At 37.8% G+C, this 20,002-nt stretch carries 18 protein-coding genes and 3 pseudogenes; 13 read left to right on the top strand and 8 right to left on the bottom strand.

Annotated features, from left to right (window positions below):
• The first annotated feature begins 2 nt into the window (after positions 1–2).
• From AC1TO5_RS10380 to AC1TO5_RS10350, 7 genes are all read left to right on the top strand, one after another.
• Positions 3–884 (top strand): carbohydrate ABC transporter permease, encoded by an 882-nt coding sequence (locus AC1TO5_RS10380; protein WP_482062736.1) that lies wholly within the window; start codon positions 3–5, stop codon positions 882–884.
• The gene (locus tag AC1TO5_RS10375) at positions 868–1,785 is read left to right on the top strand and encodes a ComEC/Rec2 family competence protein (protein ID WP_482062735.1); all 918 of its coding nucleotides are present in this window, start codon (positions 868–870) and stop codon (positions 1,783–1,785) included. Before AC1TO5_RS10380 ends, AC1TO5_RS10375 begins: the two co-directional genes overlap by 17 nt.
• A 14-nt stretch (positions 1,786–1,799) precedes the next feature.
• Entirely contained in the window at positions 1,800–2,573 is a 774-nt protein-coding gene (locus AC1TO5_RS10370) for an inositol monophosphatase family protein (RefSeq protein ID WP_482062734.1), read from the top strand.
• Positions 2,574–2,614: 41 nt separating this feature from the next.
• Positions 2,615–3,319, top strand: coding sequence for a GntR family transcriptional regulator (locus AC1TO5_RS10365; protein ID WP_482062733.1), 705 nt, complete (start codon positions 2,615–2,617; stop codon positions 3,317–3,319).
• 26 nt (positions 3,320–3,345) lie between these two features.
• Entirely contained in the window at positions 3,346–5,328 is a 1,983-nt protein-coding gene (locus AC1TO5_RS10360) for a hypothetical protein (RefSeq protein ID WP_482062732.1), read from the top strand.
• Between the two features lie 217 nt (positions 5,329–5,545).
• Positions 5,546–6,796 (top strand): MFS transporter, encoded by a 1,251-nt coding sequence (locus AC1TO5_RS10355; protein ID WP_482062731.1) that lies wholly within the window; start codon positions 5,546–5,548, stop codon positions 6,794–6,796.
• A gap of 7 nt (positions 6,797–6,803) precedes the next feature.
• Positions 6,804–8,099 (top strand): alkaline phosphatase family protein, encoded by a 1,296-nt coding sequence (locus AC1TO5_RS10350; RefSeq protein WP_482062730.1) that lies wholly within the window; start codon positions 6,804–6,806, stop codon positions 8,097–8,099.
• A 186-nt stretch (positions 8,100–8,285) separates the two neighbouring features.
• Here the strand turns inward: AC1TO5_RS10350 and AC1TO5_RS10345 are convergent, their stop codons facing one another.
• The 5 genes and pseudogenes from AC1TO5_RS10345 to AC1TO5_RS10325 all read right to left on the bottom strand — a co-directional run.
• Complete coding sequence (locus tag AC1TO5_RS10345) at positions 8,286–9,140, bottom strand: ABC transporter permease (RefSeq protein ID WP_482062729.1); 855 nt, start codon at positions 9,138–9,140, stop codon at positions 8,286–8,288.
• Complete coding sequence (locus AC1TO5_RS10340; RefSeq protein WP_482062728.1) at positions 9,137–10,054, bottom strand: ABC transporter ATP-binding protein; 918 nt, start codon at positions 10,052–10,054, stop codon at positions 9,137–9,139. The genes AC1TO5_RS10345 and AC1TO5_RS10340 overlap by 4 nt, the downstream gene beginning before the upstream one ends.
• Positions 10,051–10,467, bottom strand: coding sequence for a hypothetical protein (locus tag AC1TO5_RS10335; RefSeq protein ID WP_482062727.1), 417 nt, complete (start codon positions 10,465–10,467; stop codon positions 10,051–10,053). The genes AC1TO5_RS10340 and AC1TO5_RS10335 overlap by 4 nt, the downstream gene beginning before the upstream one ends.
• Positions 10,468–10,479: 12 nt before the next feature.
• Positions 10,480–10,926 carry a LytTR family DNA-binding domain-containing protein gene (locus AC1TO5_RS10330; protein WP_482062726.1) on the bottom strand — a complete coding sequence of 149 codons (447 nt, stop codon included), beginning with the start codon at positions 10,924–10,926 and terminating at the stop codon, positions 10,480–10,482.
• 230 nt (positions 10,927–11,156) lie between these two features.
• Positions 11,157–12,052: pseudogene (locus AC1TO5_RS10325) on the bottom strand (aldo/keto reductase); the annotation flags it as partial.
• On the opposite strand from AC1TO5_RS10325, the pseudogene AC1TO5_RS10320 reads away from it, so the two are divergent.
• Positions 12,047–12,692, top strand: a pseudogene (locus AC1TO5_RS10320) (AraC family transcriptional regulator); the annotation flags it as partial. The pseudogenes AC1TO5_RS10325 and AC1TO5_RS10320 overlap by 6 nt on opposite strands.
• 79 nt (positions 12,693–12,771) lie before the next feature.
• Here AC1TO5_RS10320 and AC1TO5_RS10315 read toward each other — a convergent pair.
• The gene (locus AC1TO5_RS10315) at positions 12,772–12,954 is read right to left on the bottom strand and encodes a hypothetical protein (protein ID WP_482062725.1); all 183 of its coding nucleotides are present in this window, start codon (positions 12,952–12,954) and stop codon (positions 12,772–12,774) included.
• A gap of 19 nt (positions 12,955–12,973) precedes the next feature.
• On the opposite strand from AC1TO5_RS10315, the pseudogene AC1TO5_RS10310 reads away from it, so the two are divergent.
• The 4 genes and pseudogenes from AC1TO5_RS10310 to AC1TO5_RS10295 all read left to right on the top strand — a co-directional run.
• Positions 12,974–13,177 (top strand): annotated as a pseudogene (locus AC1TO5_RS10310) (transposase); the annotation flags it as partial.
• A gap of 537 nt (positions 13,178–13,714) precedes the next feature.
• Positions 13,715–14,077 carry a hypothetical protein gene (locus AC1TO5_RS10305; protein WP_482062724.1) on the top strand — a complete coding sequence of 121 codons (363 nt, stop codon included), beginning with the start codon at positions 13,715–13,717 and terminating at the stop codon, positions 14,075–14,077.
• A gap of 134 nt (positions 14,078–14,211) precedes the next feature.
• Complete coding sequence (locus tag AC1TO5_RS10300) at positions 14,212–15,156, top strand: NAD-dependent epimerase/dehydratase family protein (RefSeq protein WP_482062723.1); 945 nt, start codon at positions 14,212–14,214, stop codon at positions 15,154–15,156.
• 60 nt (positions 15,157–15,216) lie between these two features.
• Positions 15,217–15,810, top strand: a complete 594-nt coding sequence (locus AC1TO5_RS10295; RefSeq protein ID WP_482062722.1) for a transposase — start codon at positions 15,217–15,219, stop codon at positions 15,808–15,810.
• A gap of 19 nt (positions 15,811–15,829) precedes the next feature.
• Here AC1TO5_RS10295 and AC1TO5_RS10290 read toward each other — a convergent pair whose 3' ends face one another.
• Positions 15,830–16,747, bottom strand: coding sequence for an AraC family transcriptional regulator (locus AC1TO5_RS10290; RefSeq protein WP_482062721.1), 918 nt, complete (start codon positions 16,745–16,747; stop codon positions 15,830–15,832).
• Positions 16,748–17,098: 351 nt separating this feature from the next.
• On the opposite strand from AC1TO5_RS10290, the gene AC1TO5_RS10285 reads away from it, so the two are divergent.
• Entirely contained in the window at positions 17,099–19,222 is a 2,124-nt protein-coding gene (locus AC1TO5_RS10285) for a glycoside hydrolase family 3 protein (protein WP_482062720.1), read from the top strand.
• Between the two features lie 61 nt (positions 19,223–19,283).
• On the opposite strand, the gene AC1TO5_RS10280 is transcribed toward AC1TO5_RS10285, so the two are convergent.
• Positions 19,284–19,997, bottom strand: coding sequence for a FadR/GntR family transcriptional regulator (locus tag AC1TO5_RS10280; RefSeq protein WP_482062719.1), 714 nt, complete (start codon positions 19,995–19,997; stop codon positions 19,284–19,286).
• Positions 19,998–20,002 lie beyond the last annotated feature (5 nt).

Genomic DNA, 20,002 nt, shown 5'->3' with positions numbered 1-20,002 from the left:
AATTGCATAGTAAACGTCGCTTTCAGTGGGCTATGCTGGCCCCAGTACTATTTCTGCTAACGGGTTTAACGGTGTTCCCAATCGTTTATACGGTTGCCAATAGCTTTACGGATTATTACTACTTAGCAAGCGAAGCTAAGCAATACATCGGAATAAGTAATTATATTAATGTCTTAAAGGACGAGGTATTCCAACAAGCAGTCTGGAACACTACCAAATTCATGCTGCTTGCTGTTTCGATTGAAACGATTCTCGGACTAGCTATTGCTGTTTTGGTTGAAAGTGTTAAGCGAGGGGTAAAAATTTTGCGGGTATCGATTTTGATACCCTCTTTATTACCACCTGTTACGGTAGCTTTAATATGGCAGATGATGCTGAGTAATCATAATGGAATCATCAATCATATGTTGTCTTGGTTTGGATTAGATCCATTTAATTTTTTGATGGATATTAGAATAGCGTTTTATGCAATTCTATTTATAGATATTTGGCAATGGACGCCTTTTGCTTTCTTACTAATCTATGCAGCATTGCAGGGGGTTCCCAAATCTCAATATGAGGCAGCTAAAGTTGACGGAGCTAATTCCGTAAGCATTTTCAAACATATTACACTTCCTAATATTATGCCTGCTCTGTTGTTTGTTATTTTACTGCGTATGATTGATACCTTTAGACTGTTCGATAAGGTTAACATTTTAACTGGTGGTGGACCTGCCAATTCAACAACTACGATAACCCAGTATATTTATCGACAAGGTGTTTATAATTTGCAAATTGGTTATGGTTCAGCAGCATCAATAATTATGGTTGGACTCGTACTTGTATTTTCAGTCTTTTATATTAAGCGATCAATAGGAGGGGCTCAGCATGACCTGCGTCATTGATTTTTTGAATGTAGGCTTTGGTGAAGCAACGATTATTAGACATACGAATGGTAATCAGAGTTTTTGTCTTGTTGTTGATGGTGGGGATGTTAAATCTTGCACTAATCCACGTAGAATAAGTTTGGCACAATATGTTCGAGAGCATAACATTGAGAAAATTGATGTGCTTGTCATCACTCATTTTCATAAGGATCATATTGGTGGGGTATATGAGGTTTTAGGTAATGTTCCGATTGGAGAAATTAAGATTCATCTGATGTTACCTGAATTAATATTGGAAAGTCGTCTCATAGACTATTCAACGCCGATGCTTGCTTCTTTATCGTTGTATATTCAAATTGTTAATAGAGCAAGAGAACTCAATATCTCTATTAATATCGTGGAGAAGCCTACAACATTTCACGAACAAGATTTGTCTTATAAGCTATTAATGCCAGATATGAGCAAGCTGAAACAACTGAGATTAGAGCTGAATGAGCTAGATATGAGCTGTCTTGTAGAGCAGATGGAGCGCTTGAAAAAAATTGACCGAATGCTCAATTCTACGGCAATGGCAGTTATTATAAGCTATAAAGATGAATCGATTGCGCTACTTACTTCTGATGTGGAATTGGACTTTTGGGAGCCTTATCAAAAGGAGCTTGAAAACATTATGGTCGTACAAGCTCCTCACCATGGTGACAGACATCAGATTTCAGGGGAGTGGCTTAATAGCATAAACCCACAAGCTGTTATTGTTAGTGCTGATGACGAAGGAACGTATCAGCTTCCGCATAAAGAGATTGAGGAAATGATCTCTGAGCATTGTAAGGCTAAGCTATATTATACGGAAGCTACAACAACGACTCATCGAATTCTTCGCATGGATGCAGAGCAATACATAGTGGAATTAATACAATAAGGAATTGTGATGATATGAATTTAGATCAGTTAATTGATGAAATAGAGACGTGGGTAGACAAGGCGGCTGCTTATCAGAAAATCGCCATTGAGGACAATCAGTTCCAAGTAAGTACGAAGGGTTATGCGACTGATTTTGTTACAAATGTAGATATAAAGTCTGAGGGTATTTTGATTGATTGTATTAGGCAAGCTTATCCGGAGCATAGCATTCTCTCTGAAGAAAGAGGGAGCTATGTCAATGGGAGTGATTACTTATGGGTCATTGATCCTATCGATGGCACAACCAATTTCATTCATCATTTTCCAATATCATCAATTTCGATCGCCTTACAACATAACGGTATTACTCAGGTTGGAATGGTTTATTCGCCGTGGCTCAATATGAAGTTTTGTGCAACTAGACAGGGCGGTGCATATTTGAACGGGAAGCGTATCTCCGTATCCAATACTAATCAATTGGAACAGAGCTTATTGGCTACTGGATTTCCCGGAGGCGGCCATTCAGAGTACATTAATCTAAAATATTTTAATAGTATGATTAGCCAGGTTGCGGGCATTCGACGTACGGGCAGTGCGGCGCTAGATTTATGTTTTGTAGCCGCCTCGTATTTTGACGGCTTTTGGGAATTCAATCTCAATGATTGGGACATGTGCGCTGGTGCGTTAATTGCAGAGGAGGCTGGTGGAATAGTTCAACGGTTAGAAATCAATGATCATTCTCTTATCCTTTGTAGTAATAAAGAGTTATCTGATGTTTTAAAGGTAAGTTTACTTATACAGGAATGATATTATATAAAGCGGGGCTAGGCATAATGGGAACCTATCAGATGATTAAACTAGACATAGAAAAAATGATCGACAATAAGCTCTGGAAGGTCGGACAAAAGTTACCTTCTGAATACGAGCTGGCCAAATATTTCAATGTGAGTAGGGAGACATTGCGAGCAGCTATTAAGTTGCTAGAGCAGGAAGGTAAGTTGCTAGTAAAGCATGGAGTAGGTACTTTTGTCATTAAGCCGCTTCCGATTATTCCGAGCCGCCTTGAGATGCTGCAAAGTATTGGTACTATGATTAAGGCGGCAGGTTTGAATGAAGAAGAGAACAAGGAAATGATCGGGGAAGTACCATGCACCAAGGAATGGGCAGCTGCACTGAACATTGCAGAAAACAGCATGGTTATTAAGTTGGAACGAATGCGATATGCCGATGGTGAGCCAGTAGCTTACTCTATTAATATATTGCCAAAAGATTTAGTTGGTGATGCGTTTGAACGTGTTGATTTCTCTGGCTCTTTATTTGGTTTTCTAGAGGATAAATGCAAAATCAATATTGCTAGAGCAGATACAGAGCTACTTGTCCCTTTAAAGAAAGATAAGTATGTTGCGAGACTGCAAATAGATAAGGAAGAAGAGACGCCAGTCATTCTTATGAAGCAGCTCCATTATAATGAAAAAAATAAAGAAGTGCTCTATTCCTTTGACTATTTAAGAAATGATATGTTTAATTTCTGGATTCGCCGAGAACGAAAATAATAAATTGAAAACAAGGAGTGGTAACAGTGCATAAGCCGTATTTATGGTTTGTCAAATTGTCATCAATTACATTTTGTTTCATTATGTTATTATCTTTCACTTCAGCAAGTGCCACAGCAAGCACTATTGTAATGAACGCCAATCAATATAAAGCTTTTCATGATACTTATGATGAAAGTGATCCAGATCAAAAGTTTCTTAATGCACTCGCTCAAAAATTTTACAATGTTGAACTTGATTTTATGGTAGATAGCAACAAAAGCACTTATTCAGGTTCGCAATACCCTAGCTACTTGCAAGGTAAAGTAAAGCTTTATGTAAAACATGATGCAGCGGCTTCGCCAAATACGAGAGATTTGTACAAGTACTTTGAGGATGTTGTAGCTCAAGTAGAACAAAATGGCGGCAGTTTACATGGTGATGGAAAAAGCATCATTATTAATTTGGATATGAAAATTGCAAATAGTCCGAACTATGCGGATGTCGCAAGCTCACTGCAAGCGATCTTTCAGCATTATGAGGGATTAATGAGCTTTGGTTACGTAGGAGATCGAAATAGCTACAGCGAAGGAGCAATTACGATTTGTCTATCGGGAGCCGAAGAACTGAAAGATGCATATTTTCAACTGATTTCTAACTCAGGAGGAAAACTGCTAGCTTTCAAAGATGAAGTTTATAGTACAACGGATAGCAGATATAGTAACGTAAATAATTACTTCCCAACAGAAGCGGACATTTATCATCGTTTCTATGCAATACATTGGAAACATATCGAGAGTGGCTTTGACTTATTAATGCCTGGTAATTGGTCACAAGATGATCAAGATAGACTAGAGCAGATGATGTCTCTTGCATCTGAACAAGGATATACGATTAGATTCTATAGCTTGAACGGTAATGAAGGTGCTTGGTTTTATAAGTTTCCCTATGGTGATGGCGAAGCAGCACAGCGCTGGACGCAATTTGCCTATATGAATCATAAACTTGGAACAAATCATTATGTTTCTACGGATTCATATGAGGTGATAACGAAAGTTTATGATCAGTTTTTCGTACCGATGCGAGACTATAATTATAGAGTAGAAAAACAAGGTGGTACACAAAATGGACAGGATCCATCTGTATCCATTACTGATGATGGCAGAATTGTCGAGATCCATAAAGGAGAAGGTATATTTAACAATAACTTATGGTATTCAGTCGGAATGATTGAAGGAAATGGTTATATTCAATGGGTAACAAATGAACGTATTAATCCAGGTGGTAACAATAAAAATGGAGTACAGCCGAGCAGTGATGTGACGAACATTAATGGGCAAACGATTGTTGTCCAGGTGAATCAGACGGATGGTTCTGGTTCAGGACTATGGGCTAATATCGGTAAGTTAGAAACTAACTCTACTATTACATGGCACACTAATGAAGCAATTAAGCTTGGAAGCCAGCAAACTGAAGGTTCTTGGCCACACATTGCGATGGAAGGGAATAAAATTGTACTCGTCTATATAAACGGCGGTAAATTACATTATCAGACAGGGACTGTGAATGCCTCAAATTATAAAATCGAATGGAATGTTTCGGGTACGATTAATAATTATAATGGTGAGCATCCCGATGTAGATATTCAAGATGACCAGATTATCGTTGTATATCGTAATGACAGTCAATTAAAATACGCGACAGGTACGATGGCATCGAATAAGGTCATTTCATGGAATGGTTTCGGTAATATGCAGGGTCAAGATGGCAAAGAGCCTACTGTTACATTTATAGATCAGAATAAAGTGATTGAAATGCACAGCAGCGAAAGTACCGGGTTAATCTGGTATAACATTGGTAATATACATGGCACGAGTATTGAGTGGATTCATAATTATGTGTGGGATTCAGGTGCATCATCAAAACCAAGCGTCGCTTATCATCCAGAGAATAATTTGTTAGTGGATGTACATAAAGCTAGCAGTAATGATGCGTTATGGTATAATACAGGACGGATTAATTTTAATTAACTCGTTAAACATTAAAAGGAAGTTCTAGCTATTAAGTTGCTAGCCGAGAATAATAACACACAGAAAAAAACCTGATTGTGGTGTTTCCCTACCAATAATCAGGTTTTTTTCTGTGTGTCTACAGTGAAACTTTACGCCTGCTTAACTTACTTTTAACACTAGCATGACCTTGTAACTGTATAGTTGAGTTAATTAACGATATGCAGGAGAGGTGTCTATGAAGTTAACCAGGGAAGAGAGATCGTGGATTTTATATGATTGCGGGAATTCGGCTTATTCAATGGCGGTTACAACGGCGTTATTACCGATTGTTTTTGGTATGTTCAATAATGTAAACAGTAGCATGGATCTAGGTTATTTCAATTCGTTAGCAAGTATCATTATTGCAGTTCTTAGTCCGATATTAGGTACATTAGCCGACTATAAGGATAAGAAAAAGCGCTTCTTTCTATTTTTTGCTCTAGTAGGAATTCTGTCCACGGTATCGCTCGCTTTTGTTTCGCCTAGTAGCGGCCAGTGGCAGTTGCTCATACTATTTTATGTTTTATCAGCAATCGGCTTTGCTGGATCTAATATATTTTATGATTCGTTTCTAGTAGATGTAACGAAGGATGATCGTATGGACAAGGTTTCTTCTAGAGGCTTTGCCTATGGTTATATATCTAGTGTTATTCCCTTCGGGATTAGCTTAGCATTGATTTTCTTTATGGGCATGGATAAAGCAATTGGCTATCAAATCGGCTTTATTATTACGGCATTATGGTGGGGACTACTCACGGTTCCGATGGTTAGAGATGTACAGCATCGTTACTATATTGAGCCTGAACCTCGTCCAATCTTAAATAGCTTCAAAAGGCTAGCGGACACGTTCAGAAAAATTCGAAGCTATAAAGTAGTGTTTGTATTTCTAATTGCTTACTTTTGTTATATTGATGGAGTAGATACGATTATTAAAATGGTTGTGCCCTATGCCACAGCGGTGCTAGGTGCTGATACGCTTGATACATTTACGTTACTAGGTATATTATTAATCATTCAAATTATTGCTTTTCCATGTGCTATACTATATGGGAATTTGGCGAAAAAGTATTCCGCAAGAACAATGATCATTGTTGGTATTATTACGTACATCGTGTCTTGTATAGCTGCATTTTTCATTTCGTCAGTATGGCATATATTTATTCTTGGTGCACTCATTGGTTCAGCGCAAGGTGGCATTCAAGCATTAAGCCGATCATATTATGCGAAAATTATACCGAAGGAAAACTCTAATGAATTTTTTGGATTCTACAATATTTTCGGTAAATTCGCAGCTATTATCGGGCCGTTTATTATGGCGATGACGACGACAGTGACAGGTAACGCTAAGTTTAGTATTTTATCAATTATTCCGCTATTTATTATTGGATTGATAGTATTTCTGACGCTGCCTAAGGAACAGAATAATAGTATTGAAGTGATAGGATGATGTAATCTTGATTCATAAAGCAGACAAAGATAAATACTTAATTGTTGTATCCTATGATGCATTTTCAGAGGATAATTGGGAGATGGCAAGTAAGCTTCCCAATATGGCAGCCTTAATGAAAAATGGTGCTTATAGTACGAAGCTGAAAAGTGTATACCCTACGTTGACTTATGTTATTCATACAACGTTTGTGACAGGCGTCTATCCCAATAAGCATGGAGTATATCATAATAATCCGCTTCAACCCTTTGTCGATGCGGAGAATCAGCGTTGGTTCTGGTTCAGAAGTGATATTAAAGTACCTACAATATATGATGCCATCCAGAAGCAGGGGATGACATCGGCGGGGCTATTATGGCCAGTGTCGGGGAAAGCTCCGATCAAATATAATATTCCTGAGATCCGAGCGATCAATAATGAAAATCAGGCGCTTAAAATATTGAAGAACGGTAGCCCATTGTACAGCCTCAATATGGAACTGAAATATGGACGCGTTCGCCAAGGCATTCAGCAGCCTTATCTTGATGATTTTACAACGATGTGTGCCGTTGACACGATCAAGCGTAAGAAACCAAATTTACTTCTGATGCATTTGATTGATCTTGATGATGCTAAGCATGTTTTTGGCACTAAGGGTCCTCATATTGAGGAGGTCATTCAGCGTATGGACAATAGGCTCGGTGATTTGATGAGAGCTGTTGAGGAAGCTGGTATCAAGGAACAGACAACGTTTATTGTCGTTGGAGATCATGGACAGAAAGATGTTCGATATAAGGTGCATCTTAACACTTTATTGAAAGAGCATGGGCTGATCTATGAGGAAAACGGGGAGATGAAGTGGAGAGCATATGTGCAAGGAGCGGGTGGAGCTGCTTATTTACATCTCAAAGTCGGCGATGATGAGGCTGAAGCGTTAGCCGTGAAGTTGATTAAGCAAGCCTTGCAAGACAATGCTTATGGCATTGAGAGTATATTAACGGGAAATGATCTGGATCGTTTTCATGTAGATAGCTCGCTGCGATATATGCTGGAAGCTAAGGTCGGCTATTGCTTTGAAGATGATTATGATGAGCCCATCCTAATAGATTTAGAAGAACAAGGGAAGGTCTATGCTACACATGGCTACTCTCCGAACAAGCCTGATTATACAAGCGTGTTGGTTGTATCTGGCGAGGGCATAAAAAGCAACTATTCGTTTGGCGATGCAGAGGTCGTTGATCTAGCACCAACGATGGCGAAAATGTTAGATATTAACTTTGGACCATGTGATGGTAGAGTATTGCAAGAGATTTTCATAGAGTAATCGATTTTTATGTCAAAATAGCTTATAGCATATTTTAAAAAAGTAGCACAAACCAAGACAATGGTTTGTGCTACTTTTTTGAGTAGAAGTGAAGCATAGATCATGACAGCAACATGACTATGTATATGACACAAACCTCCTTTATCGCGAATACATATTACATAAGAAGTGAAATTTCGGTGAAATTCATTTGTTTTTTTTCCTCAAAACGAGCAGAGAAATAAGGAAAAAGACGATGGTTATGCCAATGAGGTAGAAAATACTAAACAAAGTAGACATATGACTATCATTAATTTCATAAAAGACTCCCATATCGAATTGAAATGCTTCTTTCATTTCAGTAGAAGTATTGGCAAAAGCGTCAAGTAGAGGCGTATCCATTAATAACTGACGGAATAATGCGGCTGAATGGGAAACCGGGAAAAATTTTACGATCGTTTGTAAGTAATCAGGTAAACTACCAATCGGAATATAAATGCCAGCTAAAAAACCAAGAAGTGTCCCAATGACAGTACTAGCTGCAGCAAAAGCATTTGATGTTTCAAAGAATGAGACTAGCAATAGAACCATCGATGCACTCGATAAAACAGCCAAAATGATGACACCAACTACTGCAAGCATTTTGTTAAAAGGTAACAATGCTTCCCCAGTGATGAAAAAAAAGATTTCTGCTGCAATAAATGTGAATAAACACATAATAAAACCAATAATCAATGCACTGAAAATATAGCCTCCGACTAACTTCGCCCGTGAAATAGGAGAGGAGTAAAAGTCCATATATGTCTTATTTGCTCGATCTTCGACAAGAATTCCGAAAGAACCTAATGTCGTTGTTAACGATGTGACTGATAAAATTCCTGCAATGAACCAAGATTTGAGCAGTGCTTCTTTCGATGGGAAGTCAGGAATGTTTTTTGAAGTTAAATCACCCAAAAATATAACGTATAAAGCAATAAGAATAAGTACGGCAAGTATTGAAAAAAAGACTGCTGTTTTATCTCTAAAGTATAAGAGGATATTGCGTTTAGTGAATGCCATCATCGTTTATCACCACCATATTCATTAATCGTAATGAACACATCATCTAAACTAGGTTTTCGTACTTCGAAGGACGAGATTAGATCAGAGAATTTGTTCAAAATTGGAATCGCATCCGTTGTTTCCACTAGTGGGAAGTGGATGAGTGATTTTTTAATTTCAAATTTGTAATCTTCCGCAATAAGTCTTTTTTTCAAATCTTCTTCATCATTCGTAGTACATATAAGTTTATGGGATGAATACTTGTTTTTTAGTTTTTCTGGGGTACCTTTTGCAATAATACGCCCATTCTTCATGACGACGACATAATCCGAGCTCGCGGCTTCCTCGATATAATGGGTTGTCAAAAACACGGTCATTTTCGTCACACTTTGAAGCTGGATGATTGTTTCCCAAATGTTTTTTCTGCTTTGTGAATCAAGACCAGTCGTTGGTTCGTCAAGTACTAAAATAGTAGGGTTATGAATAAGCGCTCTCGCAATATCTGCCCTCCGTTTTTCGCCGCCTGATAATTTACCATAGGGTCGCTTTAGGAAAGAATTCAAGTCTGCTATGGCGACAACTCTTTTAATTGCTTCTGCTCTTTCTTTTCTAGACATTCCATAAAACGATCCACGGATCTTTAAATTCTCTTCCACAGTGAGTAAGGAATCCATTAGACTTTCTTGAAAGACAACACCAATTTCTTGGCGAATTTTAGAATCTTCATTTCCGACGGTATAGCCATTCACTTTAACGGTGCCTTTGTCTTGTTGTAAGAGCGTCAAAAGAATAGAGATGGTTGTCGATTTTCCAGCACCATTCGTCCCTAAAAAAGAGAAGAGAGTACCTTCCTCGACGTAAAAGCTAACGTTGTTCACCGCCTGGACTTTTCCAAACGATTTAGACAAGTTATCTACTTTAATTATTTTCTTCATCTGATATCCTCCTTTTTCTGAGTCCGTATTACGGAATTTATTTTTCTTGCAGCCGCTTGGTCCCCAGTAAATAGGATGAAAATTACGATCGCATATATCAATAATCCGATCGCTAGTACATAAAGAATATACGTAGTTTGGAATGGAACCATATTGAAAAATACGATGGCCACAAGCAGAACGATGATGACAGCCAAAACCTCCAATAATCTGAAAACAAAAGGACTTCGGATAGGTAATAAATGGGTTAAGTAAATCAATGACATGATGCCAATAGAAATAAATAACATAGTGACGGCTAGTTGTTCATCAAAAGGAGGGAAAATAGTTAATAGACTAAAAAAGAGATAAAAAATACAGCTAAATGTGAACGAAATACAACCGGATACAATATACTTCATAAATTCTTTCATACGATTTCCCCCTTACGTTAAAAACTTTTCTTTAAATGCTTTGACATAATGTCTGTTGACAATTATTTTTTCTCCATTTGTTAACATAGCCTCAAATTTTCCGTTGAATAAAGCGCGTACGTTATCAATATGTGTTGTATTGACAATCAAGTTTTTACTAATGCGGATAAAATGTGTTCCGCGTACTAATTGTTCAAGCTCAAATAATTTCAAGTTACTTTCATACACTTCTTTCTCATCATAAAGAAATGATTTATTATCGACAGACTCGAAGTAATATAAATTTTCCGCAGCAAGGGAATATGTTCTAGCATCTCTCTTTCCAGTTAACATAATTTCATAGTGTTTAAATTGTTCAATCAAACGTTCAAGCCGCTCATCGACTCGGGGACATTTAATTATAATTTCAATCTCATTGTAATCTTCAGATTCGTCAATTATTAAACGAATAATGATCACGCCCTTTTACAGAATTCCTATTGACTGAATAGTAACACTAGATTGAATGAGGAACAACGTTTCAAAAGTAACTTGCATTTATAGATAGATGAGTTGCAGTTTTTTGTGAAAAACGTAGGTTATCTTTCAAAATCATCAAATTAAATACCCATAAATAGCACCTCTTTTTGAAGTTCACGGGTATTCTAATAAACAGCAGAAAGACGGAATCAGATTACCATCATAACGATTTAACTAAAACTAATAATTGGATGAGCTACATATGGCTCTTCTAGAGACGCAATTTCTGCAGCTGTTAACTTAATAGATAGAGCGCCTACTGCACCTTCGAGATGAGATATTTTCGTAGCACCGATAATAGGAGCTGTTATTGGTTCCTTCTGCAGCAACCAGGCAAGTGCGATATTAATACGTGGAACGCCACGTTCCTTTGCAATTGCTGCTAACCTCTCCACAACTAATCGATCGGCATTAGCGGTTGCATCGTATTTAGATTTTTGTGTTTGATCGGTTTCGGAACGATGCGTTGTTTCTGACCAGTCACGAGTCAATCTTCCTGAAGCAAGCGGGCTATAAGGAATTACCCCGATTTTCTCTTCCTTACAGAGCGGTAGCATTTTCCGTTCCTCTTCACGATAGATGAGGTTTAAATGATTTTGCATCGATACAAACTTCGTCCACCCATTTTTCTCCGCTACATGTAGAGCCTTATGGAATTGCCATGCATACATAGCAGAAGCGCCGATATATCTTACCTTCCCAGCCTTCACCACATCGTGTAACGCTTCCATAGTTTCTTCGATAGGTGTATTGTAATCCCAGCGGTGAATTTGATAAAGGTCGACATAATCGGTACCAAGTCGCTTCAAACTTTTATCGATTTCACTCATAATTGCTTTACGGGATAGACCAGCACCATTTGGACCTTCATGCATTCGAAAATGTACCTTTGTAGCAAGTACAATTTCATCACGATTAGCATAATCTTTTAGCGCACGTCCAACGATTTCTTCGCTTGTACCATCTGAATAGACATTTGCCGTATCGAAAAAATTGATACCAAGATCAAGAGCTTCTTAATAACAGGGCGACTTTGCTCTTCATTAATTACCCATGGGTGAACCCATCATTCTGTATTATTGTTCAAGGGGAGAAGGAAGTATTACTGGCAGAGGAAAGCTTTAAGTATGGCGCTTCGGATTATATTGTGTCGTCTGTTGGCTTACCGGTTAAGGGGCAAGTGATTAAAGCCTCTTCCGACGCTCCATACTTGGCACTAAAGCTTGAATTTACCCCAAGTCAAATTTTAGATGTTTTAAGTGATTATAATATGTTAGCAAACACGAAAAGAAATGCGAAGCGTGCTATGTATGTTAGCAAAGTCGAGCCATCTCTACTAGATGCAGTAGTCAGGTTAGCTTGTTTATTAGACAATCCGGAAGATATCCCGGTACTTGCTCCATTATTCACGAAGGAAATTCTCTATAGGATTCTGCGAGGTCAGCATGGGGATGCGCTGGAACAAATGGCAATAGAGGGTAGTTATGGCTATCGAATTAGAGATGTTATGGAACATATTATACATAACTATGATAGAGCTTTTCGCATTGAGGAGCTTGCGGAAATAGCGAATATGAGTGCACCGTCGCTTCATAGACACTTCAAAGAAATCACCGCTATGAGTCCGATTCAGTTTCAAAAAAAAATTGAGACTGCAGGAAGCAAGGCGCCTCTTATTGTCTGAGTCAACAGATGCCGCTGATGTTTTGGTGAAATAATGAGAAAAGTAGTACTTATTCAAATGGAAATTACTAGATACACTTACTAGGCTTAGATCGGACTCTGTTAGATGTAATTCAATAGATCATGTCGATGCAATCGGAATAAATTTTCTAATTGAGAGAAGTTATCCGATGATTGATCATCTGTCTCAAGCCAATTACGCCAGTTACCATCTGGATTTTGCTTGATAAAGTAGTTTATTTCAAATCCTTTATTTAGAACTGGAATAAGAATAGATTGCTTCATTAGCTCAATTCCTTTCACACAGCAACTTCAACTCTCGAATGAACCAGATGCACGTGTAGGACACAAAACGGCGGATTCCTCAATCTTTGGTTATAAGACACATATTGCAATGAATGAAGAACGTATCATTACGGCTGCTATCGTTACAACAGGTGAAAAAAATGATGGGAAGCAATTGCAAACCTTGATTACTAAAAGCCAAGAAGCAGGCATGGAGTCCGACGGGTGCTATTAATTATCATCTTTCACAATATTTTGGCGAAATGATATTGGAATAAATAAACAGCCTTAGCCGGTTGGGCAAGGCTGTTAGACTGTAGGCAAACTAGTGTTTACTAGTTTAGCCAGTATCCTAGATTTTGTTAATTTAATCATATTAATAGTATGACTACTCTTAACTAATCATTAACATGACGATGACGCAGCGTTAACACAATAAAATTATAGTAGTTGTGTAGACGTTTAGACAAATGCAAGGGAAGGAGAATATTTTGAACAGCTTAAGAATGAGTTTGAAATTACATCCCAACATGACTTATTAATGATTAAAATCTGTTTATTTACATATTTAATTTCATTATCATACAATAAAAAAGGTGGTATGAAATTTTTAAGAGAACGATCACTCAAGCTTGTTATCCCCATATTTTTGGTTTTCCTTTAGTTACTCTCCCTCTCCATTATTTATATCACATTTATTGTTTCCCTCGCTACATATGGAATTAGAATTTGGTATCCCCTTGATTATTGGGAAGGTTTTTTGGGGGGCATTCAAGCAGAGTATGCTAATTTTCCTAAATATGCTTTTTACTTTATTGTTGGTATTTTAGCATATAAATACAAATGGTTTAGTAATTATCCTAAGAAAAAGGGATTGATATGGTTATGTGTCGGTATCGTTTTATTTGTAGCATCAATTGCTGGAAAGGGCATGTTTGATGTTGCAATGGCATCTGGAGGGAACAATTTGAATGCTTTGATTTGGTCAATTTGGGACAACTTTCTTTGTACATCTTTAACGATTGGACTAATGGTGTTATTTAGAGAAAAATTCAATGTTACTAATAAGTGGCTTGGCTTATTATCGCAGAATACGTTTTCTGAATACTCCTTTATTTATTAAAGTTAGCATTCAACTTATATTGGCTGTTATTTTAAGTTTTCTTGTTAGTCATTGGAGCAGAATGTTGATTAGATGGGTAAAAGGCACAGTATTCAATAAGAGAATTAATATTAAAGGAAATATTGGAGGAACATATGAACAAAAATAATCAAGAATTGCATGTTGTAATTGGTAGAGGTGCACTAGGTAAGGCTGTGATACAAGAACTTAATGGGAAAGGAAAGAAAGTGAGAAACATTGTAACGACTAAAGATGGCTGGTCTCATCCGAATGTTGAGACGATAGTAGCCGATGTATCAAACATTGAACAAGCTAAACATTCATTTGAAAATGCAGATATAATTTATCAGTGTTCTCAACCATCTTATACAAAATGGCCAGAATTATTTCCAGATCTTATCAAGGGGGTTATAGAAGGTGCAGCTTTTAATAATGCTAAGTTGGTCGTAGGGGATAATTTGTATATGTATGGTGAAGTTTTGGCACCCATGCATGAGAGACTACCCTATAACGCTACTACCAGGAAAGGTAGTGTGAGAGCTAAAGTAGCAGAAAATCTTATAGCGGCACATACTGCTGGGAAAGTAAAAGTAAGTATTGGACGTGCTTCAGATTTTTTTGGTCCACATGTGCTCAATTCTGCGGTCGGAGAACGCGTGTTTAATAAACTGGTGACTGGAAAAAAAGTAGTATACGCGGGGGATCTGGATGCATTACATACCTATTCGTTCATTGAGGATTTTGGAAAAGCACTAGTGATATTAGGGGAAAACGAGGAAGCACTTGGAGAAGTATGGCATATTCCAAATGCTAAAACTGTAACGACACGAGAGTTTTTGGAATTGGCATTCAATACGATTAAGAAGTCACCGAAGCTTAGCACAATGGGGATTGGAATGATGAGATTTGGTGGGTTATTTATACCGGAAGCAAAAGAAAGCATCGAAATGTTGTATCAGTTCAATAAATCTTTTGTAGTAGATAGTTCAAAATTTGTTAAACAGTTTGGCGATATTTCAACACCACTTGATGAAGCAATTTTCAAAACGGTTGAGTGGTATTTACAACGTCATTACTAATGGAAGATCAATTGAACAGTTAGACTTATAAATTTAATAAATAGAAAGAGAGGAAAACATATGTTTAGACCAGTAGCAATTGTTGGATATGGATGTATTTTTCCACAGCTACTCGTAAAGTATCCTAGAGTCCTTGCTAACAATCGGATAATCACAGGATCCAATCAGCTCTGGGAAGCCGATATCAAGTATGGCTGGATCGATGGAGAACATCGTTTTTTCTTCATCATGTGTATCATAGATGTGTTTGACCGTGCCATCATTGCTTACCATATCGGATTGACATGTGAAGCCAAACACTTGGTTCAAATCATGCAGGAAGCGCTGAAGAAGCGAATGCTCATTAGCAAGGAAGACAAGCCTGTTATACACTCTGACAATGGCCCACAGTTCATTAGCCATCTATTTGAAAAGGCTAGTGTCTCTAACGGAATGATCCATGAGCGCATCCCACCAAAGACACCAAATAGTAATGCACACATCGAATCCTTTCATTCTATATTGGAGTTGGAGTATTACCGACGCAATGAATTTGAGACTTATCCGCAAACGTACATGATTGTGACTGCATTTATTCAATATTACAATCAAAGACGAATCCACGGTAGCATCTATGATCTATCTCCCTATGAATATAATATATGGATACGATAGAGATGCAGCCATTGAACCATTAGTTTTTATATTCCATCTGTAATTTTTTAGGAGAAATATTGTATTCCTTTTTGAACAGTCTATAAAAACTAGAATAATCAAGAAAACCACATTTCAAAGCTATATTTTCTATAGAAATTTGATTCTCTTTAATCATAGTTACTGCATAAGCTAGACGTTTTAGTGATACATAACGGTAAAACGATAGGCTCATGTTTTTGGTGAAATAATGAGAAAAGTAGTACTTGTTTAAATGGAAATGACTAGATATACTAACTAAGCTTAGATCGGACTCTGTCAGATGTAATTCAATATGTTCTAGTATTGATAAGAACCTTTGGTCTAGTTTATTATTGTTGTTGAGGCTTGGTTTACTACTAGCCGGATCGAAGATAATTTCAATACATTGAAATAATAAGTAATTTGTTGAGAAGGAAAAAATATCTTTATCCATCTTTACTTTACTATTTAGCTCTTGAAGTAACGTAACAATATGTTGAAACTTTTTGGAATGTAGATGTAACACATAAGAATCCTGTGTCTTGTGATAAACAATATTTTCTTTCATAGATGGTGAGCTAGCAAGAAAGTCATCCAATAAATGCTCGCTAATGCTAACAATAATTCGCTCATAGCTAGAAAAATTTTTAACAGTAGCTTGATGAACGGCATAAGGAGGGATAACGACAACATCACCTTTCTTGAGTGAATAGGTCTTACCCTCACAGAAAAATTCACAATCCCCCTCTAAAAATACAAGTAGCTCCATTACATCATGTCGATGCAATCGGAATAAATTTTCTAATTGAGAGAAATTATCCGATGATTGATCATCTGTTTCAAGCCAATTACGCCAGTTATCATCTGGATTTTGCTTGCTAAAGTAGTTTATTTCAAACCCTTTATTTAGAACTGGAATAAGAATAGATTGCTTCATTAGCTCGTTTCCTTTCATTCAGCAACATTTACAATATTTTTAGCAATATGCGTCAATTTTTTTCGATAAATTGTTGTTATGATAACAGTATACAGCAAAGTAGACTTAGATAACGAAGTAATGCAGGAAGTTTAATCGGCATCGAAGATAAAGTGAACTTGGGAAGTGCGGGACACATGTGCCAATAACGTACATTTATTTGTCATAAGTGAGAGTTAAATGGAAACCATAGGTATAACAGCTAGCAGAAGACAAGCAATAGATTGATCTAGAGGTTATTTATAGGGGAAAATTTTTTGTTACTGAGAAGCATTTCTGGAAGCTACAAAAAAGTTTTGGGAGGCGTAAACGATGGGAGTTAACGTAAAACAACCTGATTTGGAAGTTAAATCGAAGAATATCATTGAAGTTGATGGATTGAAATTTAAAGATCTGAATAATGATGGGAAGCTAGATCCATATGAAGATTGGCGTTTAAGTCCGCAAGAACGTGCGGAAAATCTAGTCTCCTTAATGAATATCGATGAAAAGGTCGGTATGATGCTTATTAATACTCGTCAGATGGGACTTACTCAAAAAGATAAAAGTATGACAAGTTATAATGGTGTGTTAGATGAAGGTATTGTGGAAAAGGGCGAAAGTATTTTTGCTATTACTAAAGTAATGGGCACGACGCATACGATCGAAAAAATGAATTTGCGACATTTCATCTTGAGAGATAACTGGAGTCCAGCTCAAATGGCGGAATGGGTTAATGCAATGAATGAATTAAGTGAGGGAACGCGTCTTGGTATTCCTTGCTTGATCGCTTCAAATTCAAGAAACGAAAATACAGAATTCATCTTTGGTATGAATGATGCAGCTGGGATTTTTTCCACATGGCCAGGAACTTTAGGACTTGCAGCAGCGGCGAAAGGTGATATTAAAAATGGCGGTGATGCATCGCTTATTAGTCAATTTGCTCAAATTGCACATGATGAATGGGATGCTACTGGAATAAGAAAAGGCTATATGTATATGGCTGATACCGTTACAGATCCTAGATGGCAACGTACATATGGTACGTTTGGTGAAGATCCAGAGTTTATTGCTGATGCCATCGGTCGTATTATCGATGCTTTTCAAGGTGAGAGATTAGGTAAGCATAGTATTGCGATGACAACAAAGCATTTCCCAGGCGGAGGCGCAAGGGAAAATGGATTTGACCCTCATTATAAAGAAGGAAAGTGGAATCTATATCCAACACCAGGTAGCTTGGAAAAGTATCATTTACCACCATTCCAAGCAGCGGTAGATCATGGTACATCATCGATTATGCCGTATTACTCTATGCCTAGCATCAAAAAGAGTATGGTGCAACAATTTGAGGGAGAAGATATCCCTTACGAAGAGGTTGGTTTTACATTCAATCATTATTTCCTTAATCATATACTTAGAGAGAAGATGGGCTTCAAAGGCTATGTAAATAGCGATAGTGGTATTACGAGCAAAATGAGCTGGGGTGTTGAAGAACTAAGCGAGGCGGAGCGTTTTGCTAAAGCAATCAATGCTGGTACAGATATGGTTGCGGATACGAATGATATTGAAAATCTAAAAATAGCGATCAACAGCGGATGGATCAGTGAAAAACGTATCGATCAAGCCAATGTACGATTACTTACGGAAATGTTTGCTCTAGGACTATTTGATGATCGTACGTATGTGTCAACGGAAGGTGCTGCATCAACAGTGAATAATCCAGCTAACTGGGAAGCCGCTTATGAAGCACATAAAAAATCAGTAACCATTCTTAAAAATCAACAGGAGACATTACCTTTAACAGCTGAAAAAATGGCAGGTAAGAAGGTTTATGTGGAGGTGTTCCACAAAGATGCAGCACGAGCAACTTCTTATACTGAAAAAGCAAGGAAGGAATGTCAAGAACTTGGACAATTCAATTTAACCCTTAACTATGAAGAAGCCGATGTTGCTATGTTGTTCTTGAATCCTCAATCGGGTGCTTACTTTAATGCAACACCAGGGCTCTTGGAGCTTGAAATATGCGAGGACAAAACTGAAACTGCGTTAGATGGTTCTTCGTATCAAGAAACTACTTTGCTTCGTATGGAACATCTTAAGGAAATTGCAGAAAATATTCAAAAACGCGGCGGAAAAGCAATTATTAGTGTCAATGTTACATTGCCGTGGATTGTTGGAGATGTAGAGCCTTTGGCAGATGCATTGATCGCTGGATATGATACCTTCTATAAGGCACAGTTTGAGGTTATGGCGGGCAATAGCCAACCAGTAGGTGTGCTGCCGTTGACATTGCCAGCGAGCGAAGCAGTTATTGCCGTTGATGCCAATGGAGACTGTATATCGAGAAATGATGTAGCCGGCTATGACAAGGACAAATATATGCCTGAAGGATTACGTTATGCATATGAGGATAGTGATGGTAACATCTATACACTTGGTCACGGACTAACTTATTAAGAACAAAAAGCTCTGTAATAACAGTAAGAGGTCTCTCGAATTTCGAGAGACCTCTTTGCATTTACCACGATCCATTCCGCTTCAGCACTTTTTCTACCTTTTGCAAATGTGCCTGCATCAGCTTGCTAGCAAGCTTTACATTTTGAGCAACGATCGCCTCAAAAATAGCTCGATGCTCGTTCAGCAGCAATGTACTAGACGATTTATCCTCAAAAAACCACAGCTGTCTGGTTTTGCCCATTGTCGCAGTAAGTTTGCTCGTTAGTGAGCTCATTAATGTATTGAGCAGTTCATTATGTGAAGCAGCCGCAATCGCTAGATGAAAATCAATATCTGCTTGTTCGCTCATTTGAGTATGATCAAGCTCCACAGCCTGCTCCATCGACGATATAATATGCTGTAGCTTTGCTACATCCTCATCGCTACGATGCTCAGCAGCCAACGATGCTGAACCGCTTTCTAGCCAAATCCGAACTTCTAAAATTTCTTTTATATCATCTGCTTCCTCAAAAGGATCGCGTGAGCTACCTTGTAAAGTAGGGAGTACCTTGCTGACAAATGTACCGCCACCATGCTTAACCTCTATCCATCCCATTGCCTTTAATGCACTAGTCGCTTCACGTATCGTCGAGCGACCTACTCCGAAGGAGGTGCTTAAGTCTACGACTGACGGTAATTTTTGGCCTGGCTGCAGGCTGCCATCCTCGATTTGTGATAGGATTACGCGTTGAACAATTTCATGTCCTTTTTCTGTTTCTACCTTTATCGATTGCATAGCTT

Source organism: Paenibacillus sp. Y930, assembly GCF_056786375.1.
The sequence above is the reverse complement of the archived record's forward strand: the minus strand, read 5'-3'. Positions and strand labels throughout refer to the sequence as shown.

Coding starts and splice junctions, on each gene's coding strand:
- AC1TO5_RS10375 (WP_482062735.1), top strand. CDS start 868: ATGACCTGCGTCATTGATTTTTTGAATGTAGGCTTTGGTGAAGCAACG.
- AC1TO5_RS10370 (WP_482062734.1), top strand. CDS start 1,800: ATGAATTTAGATCAGTTAATTGATGAAATAGAGACGTGGGTAGACAAG.
- AC1TO5_RS10365 (WP_482062733.1), top strand. CDS start 2,615: ATGATTAAACTAGACATAGAAAAAATGATCGACAATAAGCTCTGGAAG.
- AC1TO5_RS10355 (WP_482062731.1), top strand. CDS start 5,546: ATGAAGTTAACCAGGGAAGAGAGATCGTGGATTTTATATGATTGCGGG.
- AC1TO5_RS10345 (WP_482062729.1), bottom strand. CDS start 9,140: ATGATGGCATTCACTAAACGCAATATCCTCTTATACTTTAGAGATAAA.
- AC1TO5_RS10340 (WP_482062728.1), bottom strand. CDS start 10,054: ATGAAGAAAATAATTAAAGTAGATAACTTGTCTAAATCGTTTGGAAAA.
- AC1TO5_RS10335 (WP_482062727.1), bottom strand. CDS start 10,467: ATGAAAGAATTTATGAAGTATATTGTATCCGGTTGTATTTCGTTCACA.
- AC1TO5_RS10315 (WP_482062725.1), bottom strand. CDS start 12,954: ATGAAGCAATCTATTCTTATTCCAGTTCTAAATAAAGGATTTGAAATA.
- AC1TO5_RS10300 (WP_482062723.1), top strand. CDS start 14,212: ATGAACAAAAATAATCAAGAATTGCATGTTGTAATTGGTAGAGGTGCA.
- AC1TO5_RS10295 (WP_482062722.1), top strand. CDS start 15,217: ATGTTTAGACCAGTAGCAATTGTTGGATATGGATGTATTTTTCCACAG.
- AC1TO5_RS10290 (WP_482062721.1), bottom strand. CDS start 16,747: ATGAAGCAATCTATTCTTATTCCAGTTCTAAATAAAGGGTTTGAAATA.
- AC1TO5_RS10285 (WP_482062720.1), top strand. CDS start 17,099: ATGGGAGTTAACGTAAAACAACCTGATTTGGAAGTTAAATCGAAGAAT.
- AC1TO5_RS10280 (WP_482062719.1), bottom strand. CDS start 19,997: ATGCAATCGATAAAGGTAGAAACAGAAAAAGGACATGAAATTGTTCAA.